General features: G+C 43.7%; 24 protein-coding genes. 2 read left to right on the top strand and 22 right to left on the bottom strand.

Annotation, left to right across the window (positions count from 1 at the left end; all coding sequences use genetic code 11):
- Positions 1-459 precede the first annotated feature (459 nt).
- The 15 genes from groL to ACVC7Q_RS05900 form a co-directional block, all read right to left on the bottom strand.
- Positions 460-2,085, bottom strand: coding sequence for a chaperonin GroEL (gene groL, locus ACVC7Q_RS05830; protein ID WP_003004647.1), 1,626 nt, complete (start codon positions 2,083-2,085; stop codon positions 460-462).
- Between the two features lie 21 nt (positions 2,086-2,106).
- Positions 2,107-2,388: a co-chaperone GroES gene (groES, locus tag ACVC7Q_RS05835; protein WP_369088043.1), complete on the bottom strand. Its 282-nt coding sequence runs from the start codon at positions 2,386-2,388 to the stop codon at positions 2,107-2,109.
- Positions 2,389-2,517: 129 nt separating this feature from the next.
- Positions 2,518-2,811 (bottom strand): hypothetical protein, encoded by a 294-nt coding sequence (locus ACVC7Q_RS05840; RefSeq protein WP_031572673.1) that lies wholly within the window; start codon positions 2,809-2,811, stop codon positions 2,518-2,520.
- 101 nt (positions 2,812-2,912) lie between these two features.
- A complete protein-coding gene (locus ACVC7Q_RS05845) occupies positions 2,913-3,767 on the bottom strand; it encodes a PTS system mannose/fructose/sorbose family transporter subunit IID (protein ID WP_447265219.1) in 855 nt (284 codons plus the stop codon).
- Positions 3,751-4,593: a PTS mannose/fructose/sorbose/N-acetylgalactosamine transporter subunit IIC gene (locus ACVC7Q_RS05850; RefSeq protein WP_014712796.1), complete on the bottom strand. Its 843-nt coding sequence runs from the start codon at positions 4,591-4,593 to the stop codon at positions 3,751-3,753. The genes ACVC7Q_RS05845 and ACVC7Q_RS05850 overlap by 17 nt, the downstream gene beginning before the upstream one ends.
- Before the next feature lie 56 nt (positions 4,594-4,649).
- Positions 4,650-5,144, bottom strand: coding sequence for a PTS system mannose/fructose/N-acetylgalactosamine-transporter subunit IIB (locus tag ACVC7Q_RS05855; protein WP_000261775.1), 495 nt, complete (start codon positions 5,142-5,144; stop codon positions 4,650-4,652).
- 14 nt (positions 5,145-5,158) lie between these two features.
- Positions 5,159-5,596: a PTS sugar transporter subunit IIA gene (locus ACVC7Q_RS05860; RefSeq protein ID WP_021154302.1), complete on the bottom strand. Its 438-nt coding sequence runs from the start codon at positions 5,594-5,596 to the stop codon at positions 5,159-5,161.
- A gap of 140 nt (positions 5,597-5,736) precedes the next feature.
- Positions 5,737-7,035, bottom strand: a complete 1,299-nt coding sequence (locus ACVC7Q_RS05865; RefSeq protein WP_447265173.1) for an ABC transporter substrate-binding protein — start codon at positions 7,033-7,035, stop codon at positions 5,737-5,739.
- Positions 7,032-7,715, bottom strand: coding sequence for a response regulator transcription factor (locus tag ACVC7Q_RS05870; protein ID WP_447265220.1), 684 nt, complete (start codon positions 7,713-7,715; stop codon positions 7,032-7,034). The genes ACVC7Q_RS05865 and ACVC7Q_RS05870 overlap by 4 nt, the downstream gene beginning before the upstream one ends.
- Before the next feature lie 5 nt (positions 7,716-7,720).
- Positions 7,721-9,037, bottom strand: a complete 1,317-nt coding sequence (locus ACVC7Q_RS05875; RefSeq protein WP_447265174.1) for a sensor histidine kinase — start codon at positions 9,035-9,037, stop codon at positions 7,721-7,723.
- Positions 9,037-10,020 (bottom strand): substrate-binding domain-containing protein, encoded by a 984-nt coding sequence (locus tag ACVC7Q_RS05880; protein WP_447265175.1) that lies wholly within the window; start codon positions 10,018-10,020, stop codon positions 9,037-9,039. Before ACVC7Q_RS05880 ends, ACVC7Q_RS05875 begins: the two co-directional genes overlap by 1 nt.
- Positions 10,021-10,205: 185 nt before the next feature.
- Positions 10,206-10,601 (bottom strand): single-stranded DNA-binding protein, encoded by a 396-nt coding sequence (locus tag ACVC7Q_RS05885; RefSeq protein ID WP_003004675.1) that lies wholly within the window; start codon positions 10,599-10,601, stop codon positions 10,206-10,208.
- A 101-nt stretch (positions 10,602-10,702) separates the two neighbouring features.
- Positions 10,703-11,329 carry a YtpR family tRNA-binding protein gene (gene ytpR / locus ACVC7Q_RS05890; RefSeq protein ID WP_447265176.1) on the bottom strand — a complete coding sequence of 209 codons (627 nt, stop codon included), beginning with the start codon at positions 11,327-11,329 and terminating at the stop codon, positions 10,703-10,705.
- Between the two features lie 9 nt (positions 11,330-11,338).
- On the bottom strand, positions 11,339-11,656 hold the full coding sequence (locus ACVC7Q_RS05895; protein ID WP_013904499.1) for a thioredoxin family protein: 318 nt from the start codon (positions 11,654-11,656) through the stop codon (positions 11,339-11,341).
- Positions 11,653-11,943, bottom strand: coding sequence for a DUF4651 domain-containing protein (locus ACVC7Q_RS05900; protein WP_447265177.1), 291 nt, complete (start codon positions 11,941-11,943; stop codon positions 11,653-11,655). The genes ACVC7Q_RS05895 and ACVC7Q_RS05900 overlap by 4 nt, the downstream gene beginning before the upstream one ends.
- Positions 11,944-12,086: 143 nt before the next feature.
- Between ACVC7Q_RS05900 and pepA the strand changes: the two genes are divergently transcribed.
- A complete protein-coding gene (gene pepA, locus ACVC7Q_RS05905) occupies positions 12,087-13,151 on the top strand; it encodes a glutamyl aminopeptidase (protein ID WP_447265178.1) in 1,065 nt (354 codons plus the stop codon).
- A gap of 235 nt (positions 13,152-13,386) precedes the next feature.
- Positions 13,387-14,871 carry a DUF1846 domain-containing protein gene (locus ACVC7Q_RS05910; RefSeq protein ID WP_447265179.1) on the top strand — a complete coding sequence of 495 codons (1,485 nt, stop codon included), beginning with the start codon at positions 13,387-13,389 and terminating at the stop codon, positions 14,869-14,871.
- A gap of 335 nt (positions 14,872-15,206) precedes the next feature.
- Here the strand turns inward: ACVC7Q_RS05910 and folK are convergent, their stop codons facing one another.
- The 7 genes from folK to ACVC7Q_RS05945 all read right to left on the bottom strand — a co-directional run bounded on the left by folK (position 15,207) and on the right by ACVC7Q_RS05945 (position 22,032).
- Complete coding sequence (gene folK, locus ACVC7Q_RS05915) at positions 15,207-16,016, bottom strand: 2-amino-4-hydroxy-6-hydroxymethyldihydropteridine diphosphokinase (RefSeq protein WP_447265180.1); 810 nt, start codon at positions 16,014-16,016, stop codon at positions 15,207-15,209.
- A 25-nt stretch (positions 16,017-16,041) separates the two neighbouring features.
- A complete protein-coding gene (folE, locus tag ACVC7Q_RS05920; protein ID WP_031572633.1) occupies positions 16,042-16,596 on the bottom strand; it encodes a GTP cyclohydrolase I FolE in 555 nt (184 codons plus the stop codon).
- Between the two features lie 8 nt (positions 16,597-16,604).
- Complete coding sequence (locus ACVC7Q_RS05925) at positions 16,605-17,915, bottom strand: bifunctional folylpolyglutamate synthase/dihydrofolate synthase (protein ID WP_447265181.1); 1,311 nt, start codon at positions 17,913-17,915, stop codon at positions 16,605-16,607.
- Positions 17,916-18,866, bottom strand: coding sequence for a dihydropteroate synthase (gene folP / locus ACVC7Q_RS05930; protein WP_447265182.1), 951 nt, complete (start codon positions 18,864-18,866; stop codon positions 17,916-17,918).
- A gap of 163 nt (positions 18,867-19,029) precedes the next feature.
- Positions 19,030-19,761: a CPBP family intramembrane glutamic endopeptidase gene (locus ACVC7Q_RS05935; RefSeq protein WP_447265183.1), complete on the bottom strand. Its 732-nt coding sequence runs from the start codon at positions 19,759-19,761 to the stop codon at positions 19,030-19,032.
- A 72-nt stretch (positions 19,762-19,833) separates the two neighbouring features.
- Positions 19,834-21,027, bottom strand: coding sequence for an acetate kinase (locus ACVC7Q_RS05940; RefSeq protein ID WP_447265184.1), 1,194 nt, complete (start codon positions 21,025-21,027; stop codon positions 19,834-19,836).
- Between the two features lie 39 nt (positions 21,028-21,066).
- Entirely contained in the window at positions 21,067-22,032 is a 966-nt protein-coding gene (locus ACVC7Q_RS05945) for a class I SAM-dependent methyltransferase (RefSeq protein ID WP_447265185.1), read from the bottom strand.
- Positions 22,033-22,046 lie beyond the last annotated feature (14 nt).

Here is a 22,046-nt window from a genome sequence, read left to right on the forward strand (position 1 = left end):
AATATGAAAAAGGTCGATAAAATCTACTCTATGTTCAAACTCTCATTTTACTAACAGCGATATTACGATCAAGTTTTATTGTCAATAGACATGTATGTGGGAAGTTCTCCCCTTGCAACAATGTAGACCTGTGATCTACTCTTAATAGTATACACTAGAATTATTACAAAATCAGTTAATTTGTATTGCAATTTGTTGGCAAATACTTCTCCACCAAAAAATACCGAAAACGCTTAATTCCCAAATATTTACACAAATCCTCTTTAACTAGTATTTATCATTTCTGTTACAAAATTTAAAATAAAAATATTATTCCATAACAAATGAAATTCCCAAAGTACGATAAAAAGGGAGGAACGATACTTTCCTCCCTTTGAGCTAGTCAGACGATTAGCCAGGCCGCACAATAGCGGCTGGCGTCAAATGATGAGAGGCAAAGCCTCAATCATTTGTAGCGTCTTACATCATCCCACCCATCATGCTTGGATCCATTCCTGGTCCTGCTGGGGCTGCTGGTTCTGGTTTGTTGGCTACGACTGCTTCAGTTGTTAAAATGAGGCTAGCAACAGAAGCTGCGTTTTGAAGGGCTGAACGGCTCACTTTGACAGGATCGATAATTCCTGCATCAATCATATTCACCCATTCACCTGTTGCAGCATTGAAACCTGTTCCGACTTCGGCATTTTTCAAGCGATCAATCACAATAGATCCTTCGTAACCAGCATTGTGAGCAATTTGGCGAACTGGCTCTTCCAAAGCACGAAGCACGATATTGCGTCCGGTCGCTTCATCCCCTTCCAATTCAAGGGCTGCGACTGCAGAGATGACATTGACAAGAGCTGTACCACCTCCGGCAACGATTCCTTCTTCAACAGCTGCACGAGTCGCATTAAGGGCATCTTCGATACGGAGTTTCATTTCTTTCAATTCTGTTTCTGTTGCAGCACCGACCTTGATCACGGCAACACCGCCAGACAATTTAGCCAAACGTTCTTGTAATTTTTCACGGTCAAATTCAGATGTTGTGGTTTCGATTTGTGACTTGATGACAGCAACACGGTTAGCAATCGCTTCAGGGTTACCAGAACCTTCGACAATGACAGTGCTGTCTTTATCAACTGAAACTTTAGCTGCTTGACCAAGAGCTTCAATAGTTGCATCTTTCAATTCCAAACCAAGATCATCTGTAATGACTGTACCACCTGTGAGAATCGCAATATCTTCTAGCATAGCTTTGCGGCGATCTCCAAATCCTGGCGCCTTAACAGCTACAACATTAAAAGTACCACGGATCTTGTTCAAGACAAGCGTTGGAAGAGCTTCGCCATCTACATCATCTGCGATGATTAAGAGTGGACGGTTGCTTTGAAGAATGCTTTCCAACAATGGCAAGATTTCTTGGATATTTGAAATCTTCTTGTCCGTAATCAAAATGTATGGATTTTCAAGATCGGCTACCATTTTTTCATTGTCCGTCACCATGTATTGTGAAAGGTAACCACGGTCAAACTGCATGCCTTCAACAACTTCCAGTTCTGTTTCCATTCCACGAGACTCTTCAATGGTGATAACCCCATCTTTGCCAACTTTTTCCATAGCTTCAGAGATGTACTCACCGACTTTTTCAGAACGCGAAGACACAGCAGCTACTTGAGCAATGGCTTCCTTGCTCGATACTGGAATTGCATTGTTTTTCAAAGCTTCTACTGCTGTTGCAACAGCGGTCTCAATCCCACGACGGATACCGATTGGGTTCGCTCCTGCTGTAACGTTCTTGATCCCTTCACGGACGATGGCTTGGGTCAAGACAGTCGCAGTCGTTGTCCCGTCACCTGCGATATCATTGGTCTTAGAAGCCACTTCTGATACCAATTTGGCACCCATATTTTCAAAATGGTCTTCCAATTCGATTTCTTTGGCGATGGTCACACCGTCATTTGTGATCAAAGGCGAACCAAATGATTTTTCAAGAACCACATTGCGTCCTTTAGGGCCCAAAGTAACTTTCACTGTATCTGCTAAGACATCGACACCACGGACCATTGCAGAACGTGCATCTGATGAAAATTTAATATCTTTTGCCATTTCTCTAACCTCTTTCTTCTCTTACTCTACGATTGCAAGAATGTTTGATGTTCCAACGATGGTGTAGGTTTCTTCCCCATCTTTAACTTCAATTCCTGCATGGCTTTCAACCAAAACTTGATCTCCTGCTTTTACAGCTGGGGCGATGAGTTCACCACTTAGGGTACGCACGCCTTCACCAACAGCCACTACTTCAGCTGTTTTTGTATCGGCCTTGCTCACACCAGCGAGAACAAAACCTCCAACAGTCTGTTCTTTTTCTTCTACTTTTAAGACCACGCGGTCTCCTAATGGTTTTAACATGTTCATTCCTCCATACGTGTTTTTAGCACTCTCTATACGTAAGTGCTAACTTATGTTTCTATTGTATCACTTGGTCAGAAATAGTCAAGAAAAAAACACCTCAAAAATAGATGAGATGTTTCTAAAATTTTAATTTAAAATTGTCAATTTTTGATTGAAATCATCGATCACTTTTTGAAGATTGATCCGCCCACGGTAGATACCATATCCAAAAACAATCATGCCTAAAATCCCAATCAAGGCTAGTAAAATCCCGAGGATCAAGAGTGGGAGGAAACTTTTGTGAAAGAGATAGATCAATACCACACCAATACTGGCAATGATAAAGAGTAAGCTAAACCAACGACCAAGGTTTTCAAGCATGTGACGTTGGTACTTGATTTCTGTTTCATATCCATTGACAAGTTCTTGTTTTGTAACCATGGGATTCCTCCTGATAAAAATTGAGAATGAAGTGCAAGTAAAGGAGGTCCATTCACTTCATTCTCAAAAACTCCTACTAGCAAATTCGTTTTTTCTTTACCTTAGTATTTAAGATGTGGATCAAAGATACCAAGGGCAACACCGATCAAAGCAACTACAACGAGAAGTAACATGACTTTATTTGGTGAAATTTTTTTCTTAGACATCAACCACCAGCAAAGAGTGATGAAGGCTGCTGTCAAGAGACCTGGATAAACACCATCGATCTTTTCTTGGATGTTCAAGAAGACTTTTCCTTCAGCATTCTTGAATTGAAGGGCTGTTGTAACAGATACCCAAGTAGCTGCTACGGCACCGATAACCATACCACCGACAACGCTGATCGCTTTACGAAGAGCTTGTCCTTTTGGTCCTACAAGGAATTCAACGGCTTTATCCCCTAATTGGTAACCTTTGAAGAAGGCAAAGCGCATACCAAAGTAAACTAAGAGGTTCCATACGACGATGTAGAAGAGAGCACCAGCGATGTTCCCACCCTTAGAAAGGCCAAGGGCAATCCCTAAAAGAACGGGAATCAAGGTACCAACGACCAATGAGTCACCAATACCAGCGATTGGTCCCATCAAACCGGCACGCATACCGTTGATGGTTTCGCCATCTACTGCATCTCCGTTTGCACGCGCTTCTTCCAAACCAGCTGTGATCCCTACAACAAGAGATCCAAGTTGTGGTTCAGTGTTGAAGAAGGCCGTATAGGTTTGCATCGCATCTTTTTGTTCTTCTTTGGTGTCATACATTTCTTCTACGATTGGAAGCATAGAAGTCAAATACCCGAAGGTTTGCATATGTTCTTGAGAGAAACAAGTCAAATGACCATAATACCAATGATGGAATGCTTTTGCTAATGTTTTCTTTGAAATTTTCTTTCTATCAGCCATTTTAAATATCCTCCTCATCATCGTCTAGGTCCACCACTCCGGCTGGAGCAGCTTTCATCGATTTGATCACTTCAAGTTCATAGTAGATTACTGCAAAGATTAATGAAACAACGGCACTTGATACCAAGTTCAATCCGAGAGATTTTGCCAAGGTAAATCCAACAAAGAATGGAATGAAGTCAGTTGCTTCTGTAACAATTTGTTTCAACAAGATGGCAATACCGACACATGGGAGAAGAGCACCGACTGTAAAGAGGGCTTTCATCCAGTAACCATCCATAGGAAGGTATTGTTTCATCAAATCAACCATGTTTTCACCGTATTTGGTGATAATCATTGTTGGAAGGAAAGAGAAAAGGAAGTGAGAGATCCAAGGGTAAACCCAGTCAACTGCGTAGAGTTTTTTGAAGTTTCCTTCTTCAACGGCTTTCCAACCAATGTGTTGCCATACCAAGTTCATAGTAGCAGTACCGTAGAAAAGAACCGTACCGATGGTCCCAACGGCTGCACCGATTGGAGCTGCAGCTGCGGCGATTCCTGCTTCATCTGTGATGTTATTGGCATGCACAAACAAGATAGCAAGAGGAACACCGATATAAGAGATGGCACGCACATCGGCAGATACGGTACCACCAGGTGTTACCAAGGCGATATAAACGACTTGAAGGGCAACCCCGACCATAATACCGGTTGTCACATCTCCAAGAATTAAACCTGAAATCAACCCACCGATCAAGGGACGACCGAGTGTATAGTTCCCGATACTGGAACCTCCCATACCAGGCATTGAAGACAAGCTAGCGAAAATACCAAGCAAGATTGCTTGAATCCATGAAATTGTCATAACAAACGCTCCTTTTGTTTGTAAATTTATTTACCTAACAGATCAGGCTGTTGGGTTTAAAAACCAAATTTTGATTTGAAATCATCCCAATACCCGATCGAAACATCTGGTAACAATTGGAATTTCACCTTGTAGCCTGCTGCTTGAATGGCTTGGAAAGCTTCTGCTTCTTCCTGAGTGATGGATTGGTTATTCCCCAATTTCACAGCACCTGGACGATCATTTGCAGGGCCAACGATGATTTCTTTGACATCACCTGGGACAAACCCTTGGTCGACCAAAATTTCCTTCATATCGATGGGATTCTTAGTGATCAAGAAGTAACGACTATCTGATTCCGTTACTTTTGCTGATTTTTCCTTAAAGGCTTCTTTTGTCCATACAAAGGTTTTCTTGTCGGATGCTCCTTTGTAAGCTTGGATCAAAACCTTGTTTGATGCTGCTGCATCGTTTACAGCAATCAAACCATCACATGGTTTTTCCTTCGCCCAGCGTGTGACTGTCTGACCGTGAATCATGCGGTCATCAATCCGTACAAATGTTACTACCATAAGGTACCTCCCTATTAAATATCGTCATCATCTTCTTCAGCACTAGTAGCTGAAACTTCAAAAGGCTGGAGTGCAGATCGTGCTTCTGCTAAGATGGTGGCTGACAAATCGTCTCCATCCAACACATCCTTCATCACAACTGCCGTCAAGGCCATGGTGAGGTTCATTCCCCCAAGAATCAAGGCTCCATCGAGCTTTCCAGCTTCTTCTAGAACAGTAGCTGCAGTGGTTAATGGACTACCACCTACAATATCTGCCAAGACCAAAACAGAATCATCAGCTGTCAATCCTGAAATGCTCTCTCTAAAATCAACTGCGAAGTCATCGACTGATTTTCCTTCTTTGAGTCCAACTGCGATGACCTGATCCATCTTGTCACCAGCAAACATGGCCAGTGATGTTTTTAGACCTTCTGCCAGTCCACCATGACTGACCAAAACGAGGTATTTCATTTTGTTACGCCTCCTTTATTTGACTCTATTGTAGATCATTTGAAAGCGCTTTTATATTGTCAAATGTCACATTTCAAATATGACATTTAGCAATAAAAAAATGACATCTGTCACTTGACAAAATGCCATCTTGTTTTACTCTAAACTCCTACCTGAAGACTGCTTTCCATCTCCCTCTGAATTTGAGGCAAACGGTTCTCGACATCCTGATCGCGCAAGGCATTGCCGATCAAGTAGTCTAGCTTTTCTAGCACCTCTTTTGAGACATTTTTAGGACTACTTTCAACAGCTTGTTCCATGATGCGGTTCAAGGTCTGATTGGTCAAGGAGTCCGTCCCAAAATCATCCACCTGCAGAAGGTCTTTACTGGAGCGACTCTTGACTACCTGTGGCATGACGGAGATCCCTTGAGATTGGGCAAAAAGGGTTTGTTGAATGTCTGGATCCTCTGTCAAAACCTGCATCAACTCCCAAGCCAACTTAGAATGAGAAGTCCGAGCGGACATAGCAAAAGAAGTCGTTGTGACTAAGGTCGCCTTGGTCGTTTTTGACTTAGCAGGCATCGGGATACAGGTCCAGGTAAAGTTTGAATATTTAGAAACGTGGTAGGGATAAGGTTTATAGGTCCGATATTGGGCCAAGGTCATAGGATAAAAGGCGACTTTCCCCTGGTCAAAATCTTTGGAGCTCACCTTGTAATTTTTATTTAAATCTTCCAATTTTTGTAGGAAAGTCAAGGATTCTTTGACTTCTGGAGCCGTCAGCTTAAGCATCCCTTCTTGAAAGAGATGACCCCCATTTGCTGCTAAGGCTTCTTTCCAGGTGTATTCTGTACTCCCAAATTGGTCTAGTTGCCCATCCCCATTGGTATCTTTGGTTAGTTTCTTGCAAATCGTATAGAACTCTTCAAGGGTCCAACCTTCTTTGGGAACCGCGATACCTTCTTTATCCAAGAGATCTTTATTGACACACATCAAAATAGGATTACTTTCATAAGGTAAGGCATAGGTTTGCCCTTGATAGACACCTGATTCAAAGGCAACGGGATAAAAGGCTGCTTGATCTTTTCGATCCATATAGCCGTTTAACTTTTCTAACACCCCCCGCGCTGCTAATAAGGAAAGATCTTGCTCAGAAACCATAAATACATCTGGCGTCTTTCCTGAGACAATCTTTTCGGAGAGCCAGTCTGAATAATCTGACTGCGGAATCCCGTTTTCATACTCTACACGGACTTGGGGATGGGACTTCTCAAATTTTTGAATGGCGCGATCCAAGGCATCAGAACGTTGACTGGTCGGCACATCCCAACTAGAACCTGCATAAAGGCCTATATGGAGCACAATTGGCTGCTGTTCCCACCAACAGAAACCCGCACTTATACAGAGCACAGAAAGGAGGCCAATTCCCCAAGAAAGATACTTTTGCTTCAATTTCATTCCGAATTTCCTTTTGAAAAATCACGTCTGGTCACTCCTGTTTGGACTGACCAGATCGCTAATTGCGTTCGATCTCGTAGGTTTAATTTTGCCAAAATCGTTGATAAGTAATTACGCACGGTTCCTTCTGATAAGAAAAGATTGGCCGCAATTTCTTTATTGGACTCCCCATAGCCGACTTCTTGGATAATGCGCCATTCCGTTGTGCTCAAATCCTTGACATTGTCCTCATCCACAGCGATAGAGAAGTTAGATTTGGCCATTTGTGAAAAAATTTGAAAGACTTTACTAGCGATATTGGGATTGATCATAGCACCGCCTTGGTAGACCACCTTAATCGCTTCATAGAGTTCCTCTGTCGAGGCTCCCTTTAAAAGATAACCTGAAGCACCATACTTGAGTGCACTATAGATAAATTCATCATCGTCAAAGGTCGTTAAAATAATAATTTTGATATCCGGATAGTGTTCTTTTACTTCTTTTGTCGCCAAAACCCCATCCATGCCTGGCATCCGAATATCCATTAAGATCAGGTCAGGATGGGTTTGGGGAATGCTAGACAAGACGTGATTCCCATCTTCCACTGTGGCCACCACTTCGATATCGGGGTGGGCTGACAAAATAATTTTCAGAGATTCTCGAATCAGGGTCTGGTCATCTGCCACCATTACTTTTATCACCATCTCTATCTCCCTTCTTTATATTTCGGTAAACTGACGCGCGTGAAAAATCCATCGCGGCTTTCAAATTGAATCTGTCCTCCTAGGATAGAAATTCGTTCCATCATCTGCTTGAGCCCATAGCCATAGGTCAAGGTTTCAAACCCACCCCCATTGTCCTGCAACTCGATCAGATAATCTTTTTCGTCCTCAAAAAAATGAAGACTCATCTGACTGGCATGGCCGTGGCGAACCGCATTGGTCATGGACTCTTGGATGACACGAAAGATCGTATCCTCAATCATGACATCCATATCGACATCAATCCATTCATAGTGTAAATCAACCTGCAAGTTTGAAAGCGCCTGATACTCGCGGATCGTCTTTTCTAAAGCATCTTTGAGGGTCCGTCCCTCAAGAGCTCCCGGTCTAAGACGGTTGAGAGAGCCCCTCACATCTTGAATCCCTTCACGGACAACTTCTGATACGCTTTTCACTTGCTCCTTTGCTCGATTGGGATCGATATCAATCAAGACTCCGACAGCATCTAAACCGGCTGAGATCCCTGTTAGCGCGTGCCCCAAGGTATCGTGAATCTCCCGAGCAATCCGCTTACGCTCCCGATCTTCTGCAATCTTCTCAGACAAGGCCATATAGTTGTTCAACTCCGTATTGACCTTCGAAACCATGGCCAACTCTTCTTCAACCTCGTGGTTTTCCGCAAGAACATTCATAATATAGAACAAGAGCGAAATAATAAAGAGCACCATATTCAAGGCATAGAGGGAATTCTTCAAGAAAAAGGCCAGAATTCGAATGGAGGCAGGATAAAAATGAATATAGACATCAAGAGAAGGTATCGGAAAGAAAAGCGAAAAGACGTCTGAATTGGTCACAAGGAGCATCAAGAAACTCACTAGGATAAAAGCAAACCAATACTTGCGGTCTCGCTTGGTATTCAACTCTTTGGAACCATAGAAGATATCCGCAAAAACCAAGAGAATAAGCCCGTTATAAGCTACATTTTGGACCCACATCAAGAGCAACATCAGGAGGATCTCTAGAATATTCCACTGATCAAAAATGGACCATCGACTCGTTTGAGACCGATAACGACTCATGGAGATCAAGGCAATCCCAGCAAATAAGACCGCTGACAACCAAAAAGTCGTAGAGGGTGCAAAAGGAATGCGCTCCAAACGCTCCAATAATAAGGGGGCTTGTCGTTGAGCAATGATATAGTTAGTTGCTTGAAGATAGATGATACTGTTGAGCATAACAGCGATAAAATTCACGACCATCAGGATGGCCAAACTGTACCTCACACCTCTAAATTTTCTCATCACTGCCACCCATTCACATCAAATTGATCGATGTTTTCCTTTGTCATCATTTGAACCGGAATAGTTATCTCTTTTTGGTAGCTCTTCCCAGCCGTCATATCTTGGATGACCTCCATCACGCGGTCTCCCATCTTCAAAGGAGACTGGGCAACGGTCCCCTCGACATCATCGGTCGAGTGCAGCAAGGATTTCATATCGGGTGAGCCATCGATCCCATATATCGCGATGGGATGGGTGATCCCTTGTTCCTTGATGGCCGCTAGAGCTCCAATAGCTGAGCGATCATTCAGAGCGACCAGGGTATCGATATCCACCCCTGACTGCAAGAACTTCCGAACAGCTGGCATGGCGATCTCCGTCTGCCCTTTGGTTTCTAGTTCCGAGATGATCTGATAAGACCCCCGACCTTTGATGGTATCCTTAAATCCCTGAATTCGCGTATCTGCTGAAACCGTCCCCTTATGCTCCAAGAGAAGGATCCGAGCATTTGAAGAGCGTCTCATCAGCTCTTTCGCAATCAAGACTCCTGCTTGGTAGTTATCGGATACAATGCTGGCATCAGGCTTAAAATGCTTCAGCTGGGTATCGACCGCAATGATCTTAATTCCTTGCTTTCTAGCTTTTTTAAGAGCCTTTAAAATCGGCTGGCTATCCCCCTTGACCGGATTAATCACAATCACATTCACTTTTTGGGCACAAAAATCATCGATCTGCTGGCTCTGCCTTTTTTCGTCCAATTCTGGATCTCGGACATAAACAAGAGCCCCTTTCTCATCGGCAATTCGACTAATTTCCGAATGAATACTTTTATAGAACTCATTGTTCATTGTCATATAGGTAACACCGATCTTGGTCTGTCCCTTCATGCTACTGGTTTGACAAATCGCATAGATCCACAAGAGGATGCAGGCCACTGGAATCAACAGTAGAACCCGTTTTAACAGCCATTTCAACCGTTCTTTTCTCTCTTCTTTTCCTTTCAAACTCCGTTCCTTTTCTGAAATTTTTGAATATATATTAGTTTATTTTACTACTTTTTCAAAAAAAGTGCTTGTTTTTATTGTACAGATGTATTTATTTGATTCATTTTAAAAAGAGTCGTTCCCGAATAAAATCCCTCATAAGTATGAAAAAAGCTAGTCTAGGGACGAACTAGCTTTTTTTACTTCTAAAAGGGAAGATCTTCCTCTTCTAAGATAATATCGGCCAAATCTCCTGTTCCACCATTTTCACGCATAGCCCGCTGAGCCCGGCTCTCTAGCAACTGAAAACTTTGGCAGAGGACCTCTGTCACATACTGCATGACACCATTTTTCTCGTAGCGGCGCGTCCGAATCTCTCCATCCAAAGAGATCAGGCTCCCTTTACTGGCATAACTAGCCATGGTTTCAGCCAATTTCCCCCAGACAACGACATTGACAAAATCAGTCTCTCGCTCCCCGTTTTGGTCCTTGTAGCGACGATTGACCGCAACGGTCACTCGGGCAACGGATTTGTCTGTGCTGGTTTTATGCAATTCTGGAGCCGCTACTAGGCGACCGATTAAAATAACTTTATTATACATCATTTACCTCCTATCTATTTATTCGAAAAAATTTCAAAAAATGGAAGTGGCAAACCAAAATCAAAAAAATCTAGGATTCAAAAAATCCTAGATTCTTCTCTTTATTCATGCCAGTGACGAGCAGGATCAAATGGTGTTCCTGCTACTTCTGCGTCATCCAATTCAATAATGCCTCGTTTTTGAGGAGCATTTGGCAAGTGCAATTCGCGAGGACTGCACATCATGCCATAACTTTTTTCACCACGAAGTGCTCCTGGGAAAATCAAGCCGCCATCCGGCATCATGGCACCTGGAAGAGCGACAATGGTCTTGAGACCGACACGCGCATTTGGAGCTCCTGCCACGATCTGAACCGTCTTATCTGCCCCAATTGCTACTTGGCAGATATTCAAGTGGTCACTATCTGGATGGGCCACCATTTCAAGGATTTCTCCCACCACAAATTTTGGTTCCCGATCATTGACCAAGCGTTCTGAAAAACCTTCTCTTTCCAATTCTTGGTTCAAACGAGTCACTTGCTCATCTGTCAAAAAGACTTGGCCCTTGCCTTCTACGGCAAAGATAGTTGAGAGTTCAAAGATATTCCAGGCAACCGTTTCTTGGTTGTCCTCACGGTAAACGCGAGCCACCTTTCCTTTTCTCTCCACCGCTAGCTTAGCTTCCCCACTGTTTTTCAAGGTCAGCATCAATACATCGCCGACTTGTTCTTTGTTGTATGTTACAATCATGTTCTTCTCCTATTTTAATCCTGCTAAGAATGCTGTAATCTGAGCTTTAGTTTTCCGATCCCGATTGACAAACCGTCCGATTTCCTTATCCTTTTCCAGAACCACCAAACTAGGGATCCCATAAACATCCCAGACTTTCGCCAGATCCATATAGGCATCTCGGTCAATTAAGATAAAGGTAAATTCGGGATTTTCAGCCTCAATCTCCGGCAAAAAAGGCTTGAGATAACGGCAATCCCCACACCAGTCAGCTGAAAAGACAAAGACTTTCTTGCCCTCTTGCTCTACATAAGAAGCAATTTCTTCTAGAGAATTTGGTGTAATCATAGTTTTTCCTCTTCGTACCGCAAAAGACCATCCTCATAGACAAAGCGGTAATGGCGCTCATCTTCAAAAATGACGCCTCCTACTAAACGCTCTTCACTAGACTCGTAGAGTTCCACATACAAGGTCGCAATCGTCCCCATAGCTTCCATTTGCTCCCGTACTTCTGCCACCAACTCTTCTTGAGTACGGAGACGTTTTTGATCTTTGGCAATTTTATAAACACCGGCCGCAAGAGCTCCTGCACTTGCTACAGCCAGACTAGACAAAATAATTTTTTTAGCTTTCATAGTGCCTATTGTAACACAAAATAAGCAGAGGGACAATGGTCTAGGCTGGATCTCCTCCTTCAGTTTTTCGGGACCGATTTCTATAATAACGCTACCATCCTTGTAGAAAAAGTGATAAAATAGCATCAGAAAGAAGGTAACCTATGACTGATTTATTTTCTAAAATCAAAGAAGTAACTGAAATCCCTGCCATCTCAGGTCATGAAGCTCCTGTACGGGATTATTTACGCCAACAATTGACCCCTCATGTGGACGAAATCGTGACAGATGGTCTCGGTGGGATCTTTGGGGTCAAACACTCAACAGCTGCCGATGCTCCTCGTATCTTAGTAGCTGCCCACATGGACGAAGTTGGTTTTATGATCAGCGAAATCAAAGCTGACGGAACTTTCCGTGTTGTCCCAATCGGAGGTTGGAATCCGATGGTCGTCAGCAGCCAGCGCTTTAAACTCTTTACACGTGATGGACGTGAATACCCTGCTATTTCCGGATCTGTTCCTCCACATTTGACACGTGGAACAGGTGGACCAACCGTACCTGCCATTAGCGACATCGTCTTTGATGCAGGCTTTAGCTCTAAAGCCGAAGCTGAGAGCTATGGCATCCGTCCTGGAGATACCTTGGTCCCAGATAGCTCTGCGATTCTCACTGCTAATGGTAAAAACGTCATTTCTAAAGCATGGGATAACCGCTACGGCGTCTTGATGGTCAGCGAATTAGTCAAGAGTCTTTCTGGACAAGCCTTAGACAACGAACTCTATGTGGGGGCTAACGTTCAAGAAGAAGTAGGACTTCGTGGAGCCCACACCTCAACTACTAAATTTGATCCTGAAATCTTCCTTGCTGTAGACTGTTCACCAGCAGCGGATGTCTTTGGGGACCAGGGCGCGATTGGTGAAGGAACACTGCTTCGCTTCTACGATCCAGGTCACATCATGCTACCAAATATGAAAGACTTCTTGCTCACAACTGCTGAGGAAGCGGGCATTAAATTCCAATACTATTGTGCCAAAGGTGGTACCGATGCAGGTGCAGCACACTTGAAGAACGGCGGAGTCCCATCAACAACCATTGGTGTCTGTGCACGTTACATCCACTCTCACCAAACCCTCTATGCCATGGATGATTTCTTGCAAGCGCAAGCCTTCTTGCAAGCATTGGTTAAGAAATTGGATCGCTCTACAGTTGATCTGATCAAACACTATTAAGCAAATCCAATCTGAAGCCCCCATAAGGGGCTTTTTTAGGGGGGGAAACAAACTTCTCTTGGAAACTTTCTACCGTGAGTTCTGGGCCATCCAAACTCTTCTAAGAAAAGTGACAAAGAATAGTTTGTCTTCCATCTGTTTTCTGATATAATATGAAAGAATGAAATGGTAGGGAAGGGAACACTCATCCTTGGATTCGTGTGGCAGACCCTTCCCTTATATACAGGAGTTTTACATGAAAAAACAAGCTTTTAGTTCTGAACAGTATTTGAACTTGCAACGTGACCACATTATTGAGCGGATCAATCAATTCGATGGTAAGCTCTACCTTGAATTTGGTGGTAAGATGTTAGAAGACTTCCACGCTGCTCGTGTCCTCCCTGGATACGAACCAGACAATAAGATCAAGCTGCTCCAAGAATTGCGCGACCAGGTGGAAATTGTCATTGCCATCAACGCCAACAACATTGAGCACTCAAAAGCCCGTGGAGACCTAGGAATTTCTTATGACCAAGAAGTGCTACGTTTGATCGACAAATTCAATGAATTGGGGATCTTTGTGGGCTCTGTCGTGATCACCCAATATGCTGGACAAGCAGCAGCAGATGCCTTTCGCAAGCAACTGGATAAGAGCGGGATCGCCTCTTATCTACACTATCCGATCAAGGGCTATCCGACCGATATGGACCACATCATCTCTCCTGAAGGGATGGGGAAAAATGACTACATCAAGACTAGCCGCAATTTGGTCGTTGTGACAGCTCCTGGACCTGGTTCTGGCAAACTGGCAACTTGTATGTCTAATATGTACCATGACCAATTAAATGGAATCAAATCTGGTTATGCTAAGTTTGAAACCTTCCCAGTTTGGAATCTTCCTTTGCACCACCCAGTCAACTTGGCTTATGAAGCAGCGACTGCCGATCTAGACGATGTCAATATGATCGATCCCTTCCACCTCCAAACCTACGGGGAAACAACGGTCAACTACAACCGCGATATTGAAATCTTCCCTGTCTTGAAGCGCATGTTGGAACGGATCTTAGGAACCTCACCTTATGCTTCTCCAACAGACATGGGCGTCAACATGGTTGGTTTTGCCATTGTGGACAATGACGCTGCGATTGAAGCTTCCCAACAAGAAATTATCCGTCGCTACTACCAAACCATCTTAGATGTCAAAGCAGAGCGTGTCGGTGAAGGGGCTGTGAAGAAAATTGAGCTCTTGATGAATGATTTGGGGATTACTCCAAATGATCGGAAAGTGACCGTCCTTGCCCGCCAAAAAGAAGAAGAAACAGGGGAGCCCGCTTTGGCGCTTGAATTGCCAAACGGCGAGATGGTAACCGGAAAAACGTCTGATCTCTTTGGCCCAACCGCAGCCCTCTTAATCAATGCGATTAAGAAATTAGCGCATATTGATAAAGAAACCAAATTAATCGAGCCAGAATACGTCCAACCTATCCAAGGCTTGAAGATCAATCATTTGGGTAGCCGTAACCCTCGTCTTCACTCAAACGAGATCCTCATTGCCCTTGCCATTACGGCTATGAGCAACGAAGACGCTAAGCTTGCTATGCAAGAATTAGGCAAGTTGAAAGGCAGCGAAGCCCATTCAACCGTTATGCTGACAGACGAAGACAAGAACGTCCTTCGCAAGCTCGGTATCAACGTCACAATGGACCCTGTCTACCAGTACGATCGCTTGTATCGTAAATAAATCAAGACAAACAAAAACAATCCCTGCTCAAGGGATTGTTGAGAGTGTAGATAGACGAATCTTTAATAAAATCTAATCAATTCTTTAAAAATTATACTTGTTATAGTTATTCAATCATATTCTGAAACTTTCCGCCGTGAGAAAAGTGCCTGAAACGACTCAGTTTCAGGCACTCGGAATGATTGAGACCTCAGGCTCAATCATTAGTCTTGGAACTTCGTAGAAGTTCGCAGACGTCCGTACTCACCTAAGGAAAGTTTTTTAAGAAGTCTTTGTCTTCAATTTGAACAATCCCTTGAGCAGGGATTGTTTTTTTATAAAGCAAAGAAGAGAGATTATTTGACGGCATCCCATAATTGGCGAATGGGCTTTCTTTGAACAGGGTCCACAAAATGAGGAGCAATTTCATTTAAAGATTCTAATACAAAGGCTCGTTCTGCCACATAAGGATGCGGCAAGATCAAGCTAGGGCTGTAGCAAATCGTGTCCTCCATATAAAGCAGATCTAAATCAATCACACGCGGTCCCCACTTGACCTCACGGACACGCCCCATTTCCTGCTCGATGGCAAGTAAGGTCTCTAGTAAATCCTCTGGGGTCATCCAGGTTTCAACCTCTGCCACCTGATTCAAAAAGGCGTCTTGCTCCACTCCTCCCCAAGGTTCCGTTTCAATCCTTGTGGACGTTTGAAGAAGGTGAATGCCTCGATCCTTGATTTTTTCTAGCGCCGTCTCTAGCTGCAGTTGTTTATCTCCCATATTGGTACCAAGGCCAATAAAGGCTCGTTTTTTCTCTCGTTCGATTGTCACCGAACAAGTCTCGAGTGGCAAGGAAACAGGAGCCCAAGGTTTCTTCAACTCCAGACGAACTTTTTCTACAAAGGCATAGCTTTCGAAAATCTTTTGCACCAATTGAAAGGCAACCGTTTCAATCAGATCGATCTTTTCTGCCTGCATCCACTCGGTCAACTGTTCCGCTAAGATCCCGTAATGGATCGAAGCATCCAAATCTCCTGTGCGGGCTGCACGGGTCATCTCATAATCCACCCATAGGTCTAGGACAAAGCGTTGTCCCAATTCTTTTTCTGCCGGAAAAACACCATGATAGGCGTATATCTCTAAGTCCTTGATCCGTAATTGATCCACTCTCTTCACCTCTTATAGCCGGCCATTAGTGGCCCATGAGTTTATAGGCTTCATTTTTCAAGTCTTTATCTGTCGCAAGCAGTCCACGTGCAGCAGTTGTCACTGTTGCAGTCCCAGGTTTACGGACACCACGCATGTTCATACACATATGCTCTGCTTCTACCCAGACAAGGGCACCTTGCGCTCCAAGATATTCCATCAAGGCATCTGCGATTTCTACCGTCAATCGTTCCTGAATCTGTGGTTTTTTAGCATAAACTTCGACCGTACGAGCCAGTTTTGAAAGCCCAGCAACGCGGCCATTTGGAATGTAGGCAATGTGCACTTTACCATAAAACGGTAAAAAGTGATGCTCACACATGGAATGGAAGAAAATATCCTTCTCAACCACCATATTGTTATCAATGATTTCAAATGATTTAGACAGGTGCTCTTCTGCCGTCTGTCCTAGTCCTGAAAAGATTTCTTGGTACATCTTTGCAATGCGGGACGGGGTTTCTTGAAGCCCTTCACGGTTCTCATCTTCACCGACTGCCTCGATGATCATTTTTACTGCTTCTTCAATTTTCTTTGTATCCATATCATCTCCTAGTTGGATTTTTCTGTTTTTAATAAATAAGGTCGTACCTGGCTAAGGAAATAGAGCGATCCCGTTACAATGAGGAACTCATCATCTCCAGCTTGCCAGTTTTGTAGAAATTCTCGCCAGTCCACTTCCTCAAGCTGGTGGTGGTTTGCAGTAGCTGTCATCTCTTCTTGAGAATAGGCTCTTGGATCTTCAAAGGTCGTGAGGATCAAGCGACTATTTTCCAGTTTCTGCCACTGAATGAGCATCTCTTCTAAGGCTTTGGTCCGGATGCAAGTAAAAAGAATGGTCTTTTTTTGACTTGGGAACAGTTCTCGAAGACTTGCGATCAAAGGCGCAACGGCATGGGGGTTATGGGCCCCGTCCAGCAAGATCATGGGTTTTTGAGAGATCACTTCCATCCGGCCAGGCCAGACAACCTGACGCAAGGCCTTATCTACCAACTCTTTTGACAAGAGTTCACGCCCTTCTCTTTCAAAAAGTACATCACAGATACTGATAGCAAGAGCTGCATTTCTGGCCTGGTGATGACCTAAGAGTGCTACTTGATAAGAAGCTGTTCCTCTTTTAGAACTGTAATAAGAAAAGGATTGGCCCGATAGACAAGAGGCTTCTAGCTCAACTTGGTAATCTCTGTCATAGGCTGTTATCGGTGCCTGCTCTTGAATCGCAATGCCTTCAATGACTTGGCTAGCTTCTGCTTCTAATTTCCCTAGAACCAGAGGAATTCCTGGCTTAATGATACCTGCCTTTTCACGGGCAATGGAAGCCAAATCTGGCCCAAGAAGAGCAACATGGTCCAAGCCGATCGATGTGATCGCAGTCATAACGGGCTGGCAGACGTTGGTACTGTCTAGTCGTCCCCCCATACCGACTTCCATAATCACATAATCCAGCTCCTCATGAGCAAAATAATCATAGGCGATCGCCGTCATCACTTCAAATTCCGTCAAACCTTGAAAGATGTCTCTTGATTCTTCAGCTTCCAAGAGCTGTTGGTAGCTATCCAGATAGGTTTGCAGGTCTTGAACGGAGATGGCTTCGCCATTAATGGTGATCTGGTCATTGTAATGGATCAGATAAGGAGAGGTAAAGACTCCAACGCGTAAACCTGCCTGCCCCAAAAGTTGGGACAAGGTAGCAATGGTTGAGCCCTTGCCATTGGTCCCCGCAATATGAATGACACGACAGTCTAGGTGAGGATTTCCTCTCAAAGCCAAGAGAGCTTCCATGCGCTCCAAGCCAAAATGTGGATCCTGCGAACGATAGGCTTCTAGCCAACGAAGATCCAACTGATGTTCTTTTGTCTTCATTTACTTGTATTGTTTTAAATTGGTATCTGCTGCCTCTTGGGCTTGGGAAATGGCTTGGCCCAGACTGGCTGCCATCTTGTGTAGGGGAATATCATGCACCCGCACTACTTCGACTCCTTGACTGGCTGCAATACTCGTCAAATGGCTCGAAGCCAGGTCCCGATTCCAAAAACCAGTCTCCGTTGCAGGATCTGTCTCAAATCCAGCTTCTTCAATAATATTGACCACAAAACGTTTGCGGGAGACCCCTAGAAAGATCGGATAACCTTTTTGGTGGATGGTTTCAAGCTCTTGTAACAAGAGCAAATTCTCGCGCTTGGTCAAACCAAAGCCGATCCCAGGGTCTAGCATGATCCGTTCCGTCTGGACACCGGCTTCTTTTGCGACCGCAAGCGAGCGGTCAAAGAAGGTCCACATCACGTCTTGAATCGGTTCTTGAGCCATTGTTTGAAGCTCTGCTTCTGTAAAAGCTGGTTCAAAACCAAAAGTTGGAAAAATAGTGGAACTTGGATGATGCGGTCTTGCCATCACTGGATTAAACATGAGAACTGCGCTGGCTTCATGCTCTGCAACCACAGTAGCCATCTTAGAATCTCCAAGAAAACCAGTAATATCATTGACAATATCGGCTCCAGCTTCCAGCGCTGCCGCCACCACCTGGGACTTCCAGGTATCCACTGAGATCAAGACATCACTTTCTTTCCGAATGGCTTCAATCACCGGAACTACGCGGTCAATCTCTTCTTGGATCTCCACATAATGACTACCAGGTCTGGTTGATTCTCCTCCGATATCCAGGATCTGAGCCCCTTCTTGGATCAGTTTCCTTGCCTGCTGCAAGGCTGCATCCATACTCGTATACTTACCGCCATCAGAAAATGAATCCGGAGTGACATTTAAGATCCCACAAAGAAGGGTCCCTTGGCCACTCAGCCATTTATTATCAATCATTTTCGTCCTCCTTTGATTCCCTTCCTACAGCATGATTGCGAACAAAAGAGGCTAGAACAAATGTTCTAAACCTCTGAGTTCATTCTCCATACAGATTGCTTATTTTTTTCTGACCTTCTGTACAAAGATTCTGCATCAAAACTCATTGGTACCTACCATTTTATCATAATTTATCATGGAAGAAAACTCTCGATACCGGCAATAAACAAAGGAGGAATACAGCCGGATAATAATAAGCTAACGCATTCAAGGTCATATGGAGACAGATGCTATACTCGATCCGCTTGTAGCGATAAGCCACCCAAGTTAAGATCAAGGACATGCCTCCGTAAGCTACCCATTCCCCTAGGGTACTCGGTCCATGTAAGTAGGTAAAAAAGAGAGCACCAGCTAGGTAACCGATCGGTTCTGCTCCTCGAAAGATCAAACGAGGGATGATGGCCCGACAGAGCAGCTCTTCTAGAATCGGAGCGACAAGGATCACGACCATTCCCATAGCAAGAAAAGGAGCATGAGATTGCAGTTCATTTAGAGCTGCTTGATTTGCCGTCGTAGCACCTGCCTCTTGTTTCAACAAGGGATAGGCGAGCAGGTTATTAGCCATCAATAAGAGAAGAAAAAGAAAATTTCTCCCCAGAGCCGGCCAGGTAATCACCCGAACATCTAAGTTCTCCAGAGGGCTCATCTTGATGATTCTATAAAAAGCAAAGAGCACCACCACTGTAGCTAAGGCTGTCAAAACAGTAACCGACTCCGCATTCACTCCTTCTTGAAGGGAATAAACCATGGTGATGAGGGGAAATTGGGAGAGAAAGAATAAGGGCACAAAAAGCAGGAGCCAGAGAGCATTCTTACATAATGGGTGCTCTCGAACAAAAGACTGTATTTTTTTCAATGGACAACCTCTTTCTTGTATAAAATAAGAAGACTGGGGCTTTCGCCTCTAGCCTTCTCACTTTATTTCAGTTTACTGATTTTTGAAACGTTCAACGTCACGCGCAATCACCAACTCTTCATCAGTCGGAATAACCAATACCTTCACACGGGAATCGTCTGTGGAAATATCTCCGACAACTCCAAAGACGTTCTTTTCAGGGTCGATCTTGCATCCAAACCAGCTGATCCCATTGATAATAGAAGAACGAACGTTTACTGCATTTTCACCGATCCCTGCTGTAAAAATGATGGCATCTGCACCATTCAAGACAGCTAAGTATTGACCAATGTATTTTTGCAAACGATCGATAAAGATATCGTAAGCCAATTTGGCTTTTTCGTCTCCATTATGCATCGCTGTATGAATATCCCGCATGTCGCTAGAAGATTCAGAAACACCCAGAAGACCTGATTCACGATTGAAGATGCGGCTGATGTCTTCAGGCTTATTGAAATCCTCTGTATGTTCCATCAAGTAAGGAATAATCGCTGGATCGAGATCCCCTGTCCGCGTTCCCATCATGACGCCACCTAGAGGCGTGAAGCCCATTGAGGTATCGACAGAAATTCCCTTATCAACCGCTGTAACAGATACCCCATTTCCGACATGGCAGGTGATCAATTTCAATTCTTCTAAAGGTTTTCCAAGAAGTTTAGCAGCTTCACCAGCTACATACTGGTGACTGGTTCCATGAGCGCCATACTTGCGGACCTTATTTTCTGTGTAATATTTGGTTGGAAGAGGGTAACGATAAGCTTTTTCTGGCATGGTTGTATGGAAAGAAGTATCAAATACTACAACACTGGTGATATCTGGACAAATCTCTCTAAAAGCCCGAATCCCTGCTGCATTTGCAGGATTATGAAGAGGTGCTAACAAAGACAATTCCTCTACTTTTCGAAGGACTTCGTCATCTACCAAGGCAGAATCATTGAAGTATTCTCCACCAGCAACGACGCGGTGACCCACGCCTGTAATCTCATCGTAGGATTTGATAATATCAAAGCGAATCAAATCATCCAACAAAATTTTTACAGCTTGTGTATGGTCCTGGATATCTAATACTTGTTTTTCTGAACGTCCTTCAAATTTAACAGTTGAAATAGAATCTTTCAAACCGATCCGTTCAATCAACCCTTTTGCAAGAACAGTTTCCTCTGGCATTTGGTACAATTGCCATTTCAAACTAGAGCTTCCTGCATTAATAGAAATTGTTTTCGACATATATTCACCTCATTAAGCGTTTTCACTTTTTCTATTATATCAGATCTTTGATAAAATTTCACTATCCTTTAACCAGTTTTGGAAACTTTCCATGAAGTGAACCACTTGGTCTTGATCCTGAAGATCGGTAAAAGGATAGACAAAGGGCTGAACAGACTCTTCTTCTTGTTTTCGTAGGACGAAAATCGTCTTAGCATAGGCTGGATTTGAAAAGAGAGATTCTGGCAAGGTCAGCATGGCCAGGATTTGAGCCTTGTCTTTCAACCAAGCTTTTAAAAGATCACTCTGAGGACTCGTCAAGAGGTTGTTGGGAGCTAAAAAGATAGCCACTCCTTGAGGTTTCAGGTATTTCAGCGCCTGTTCCATCATAAGGTGATGGGCATAAGTATGCCCTTCGGAGCTCGCTACCTGATAGCGCTGCGCAATCGCATCATCTGGATAATAACCAATTGGAAGATCGCTGATGATCAAGTCACTTTCTTTCAAAACTTGTGGACGAACCGCATCTCCTTGTGCAAAGACAACGCTAGACTCCATCACATCTGCGATACTAGCAGATAGGTCAATCAAGAGATCATCCACTTCCAATCCTAAATAATCGATCTTGAGACGGCTATTGTTGACAATGGTCTCAGCGAGATTTCCGCTCCCACTTCCCACTTCTAAGACATCCAGTTGGTCGCTTTTGGCCAACTGATCGATCAAAAATGTAATGATAAAACCAATCGCATCTGGGGTGAACTGGTGATTTGCTTGCAAAGGCTCTGTTTGAGCAGCTTTCATAAAAAGGAACTGGTAGGCTCTGCGCCATTCTTCCTTACTTAAACCTAGTTCTTTTAATTTTTGGCTATTATTTTTGACAATGTCTAGATCTGTCTTGCCCTCTAAATACATGGCATTTTGCTCAATCAAGGCGTCATAAAAGTTGGTCGACAATTCATTTTGAATACTTTGAGTGTTTTCTAATAGATAGGTATAGGCTTGTTCAATTTTTTCGAAATTCATGATTTCCTCCGCAC

The sequence above is a fragment of the Streptococcus sp. W151 genome, assembly GCF_053010205.1.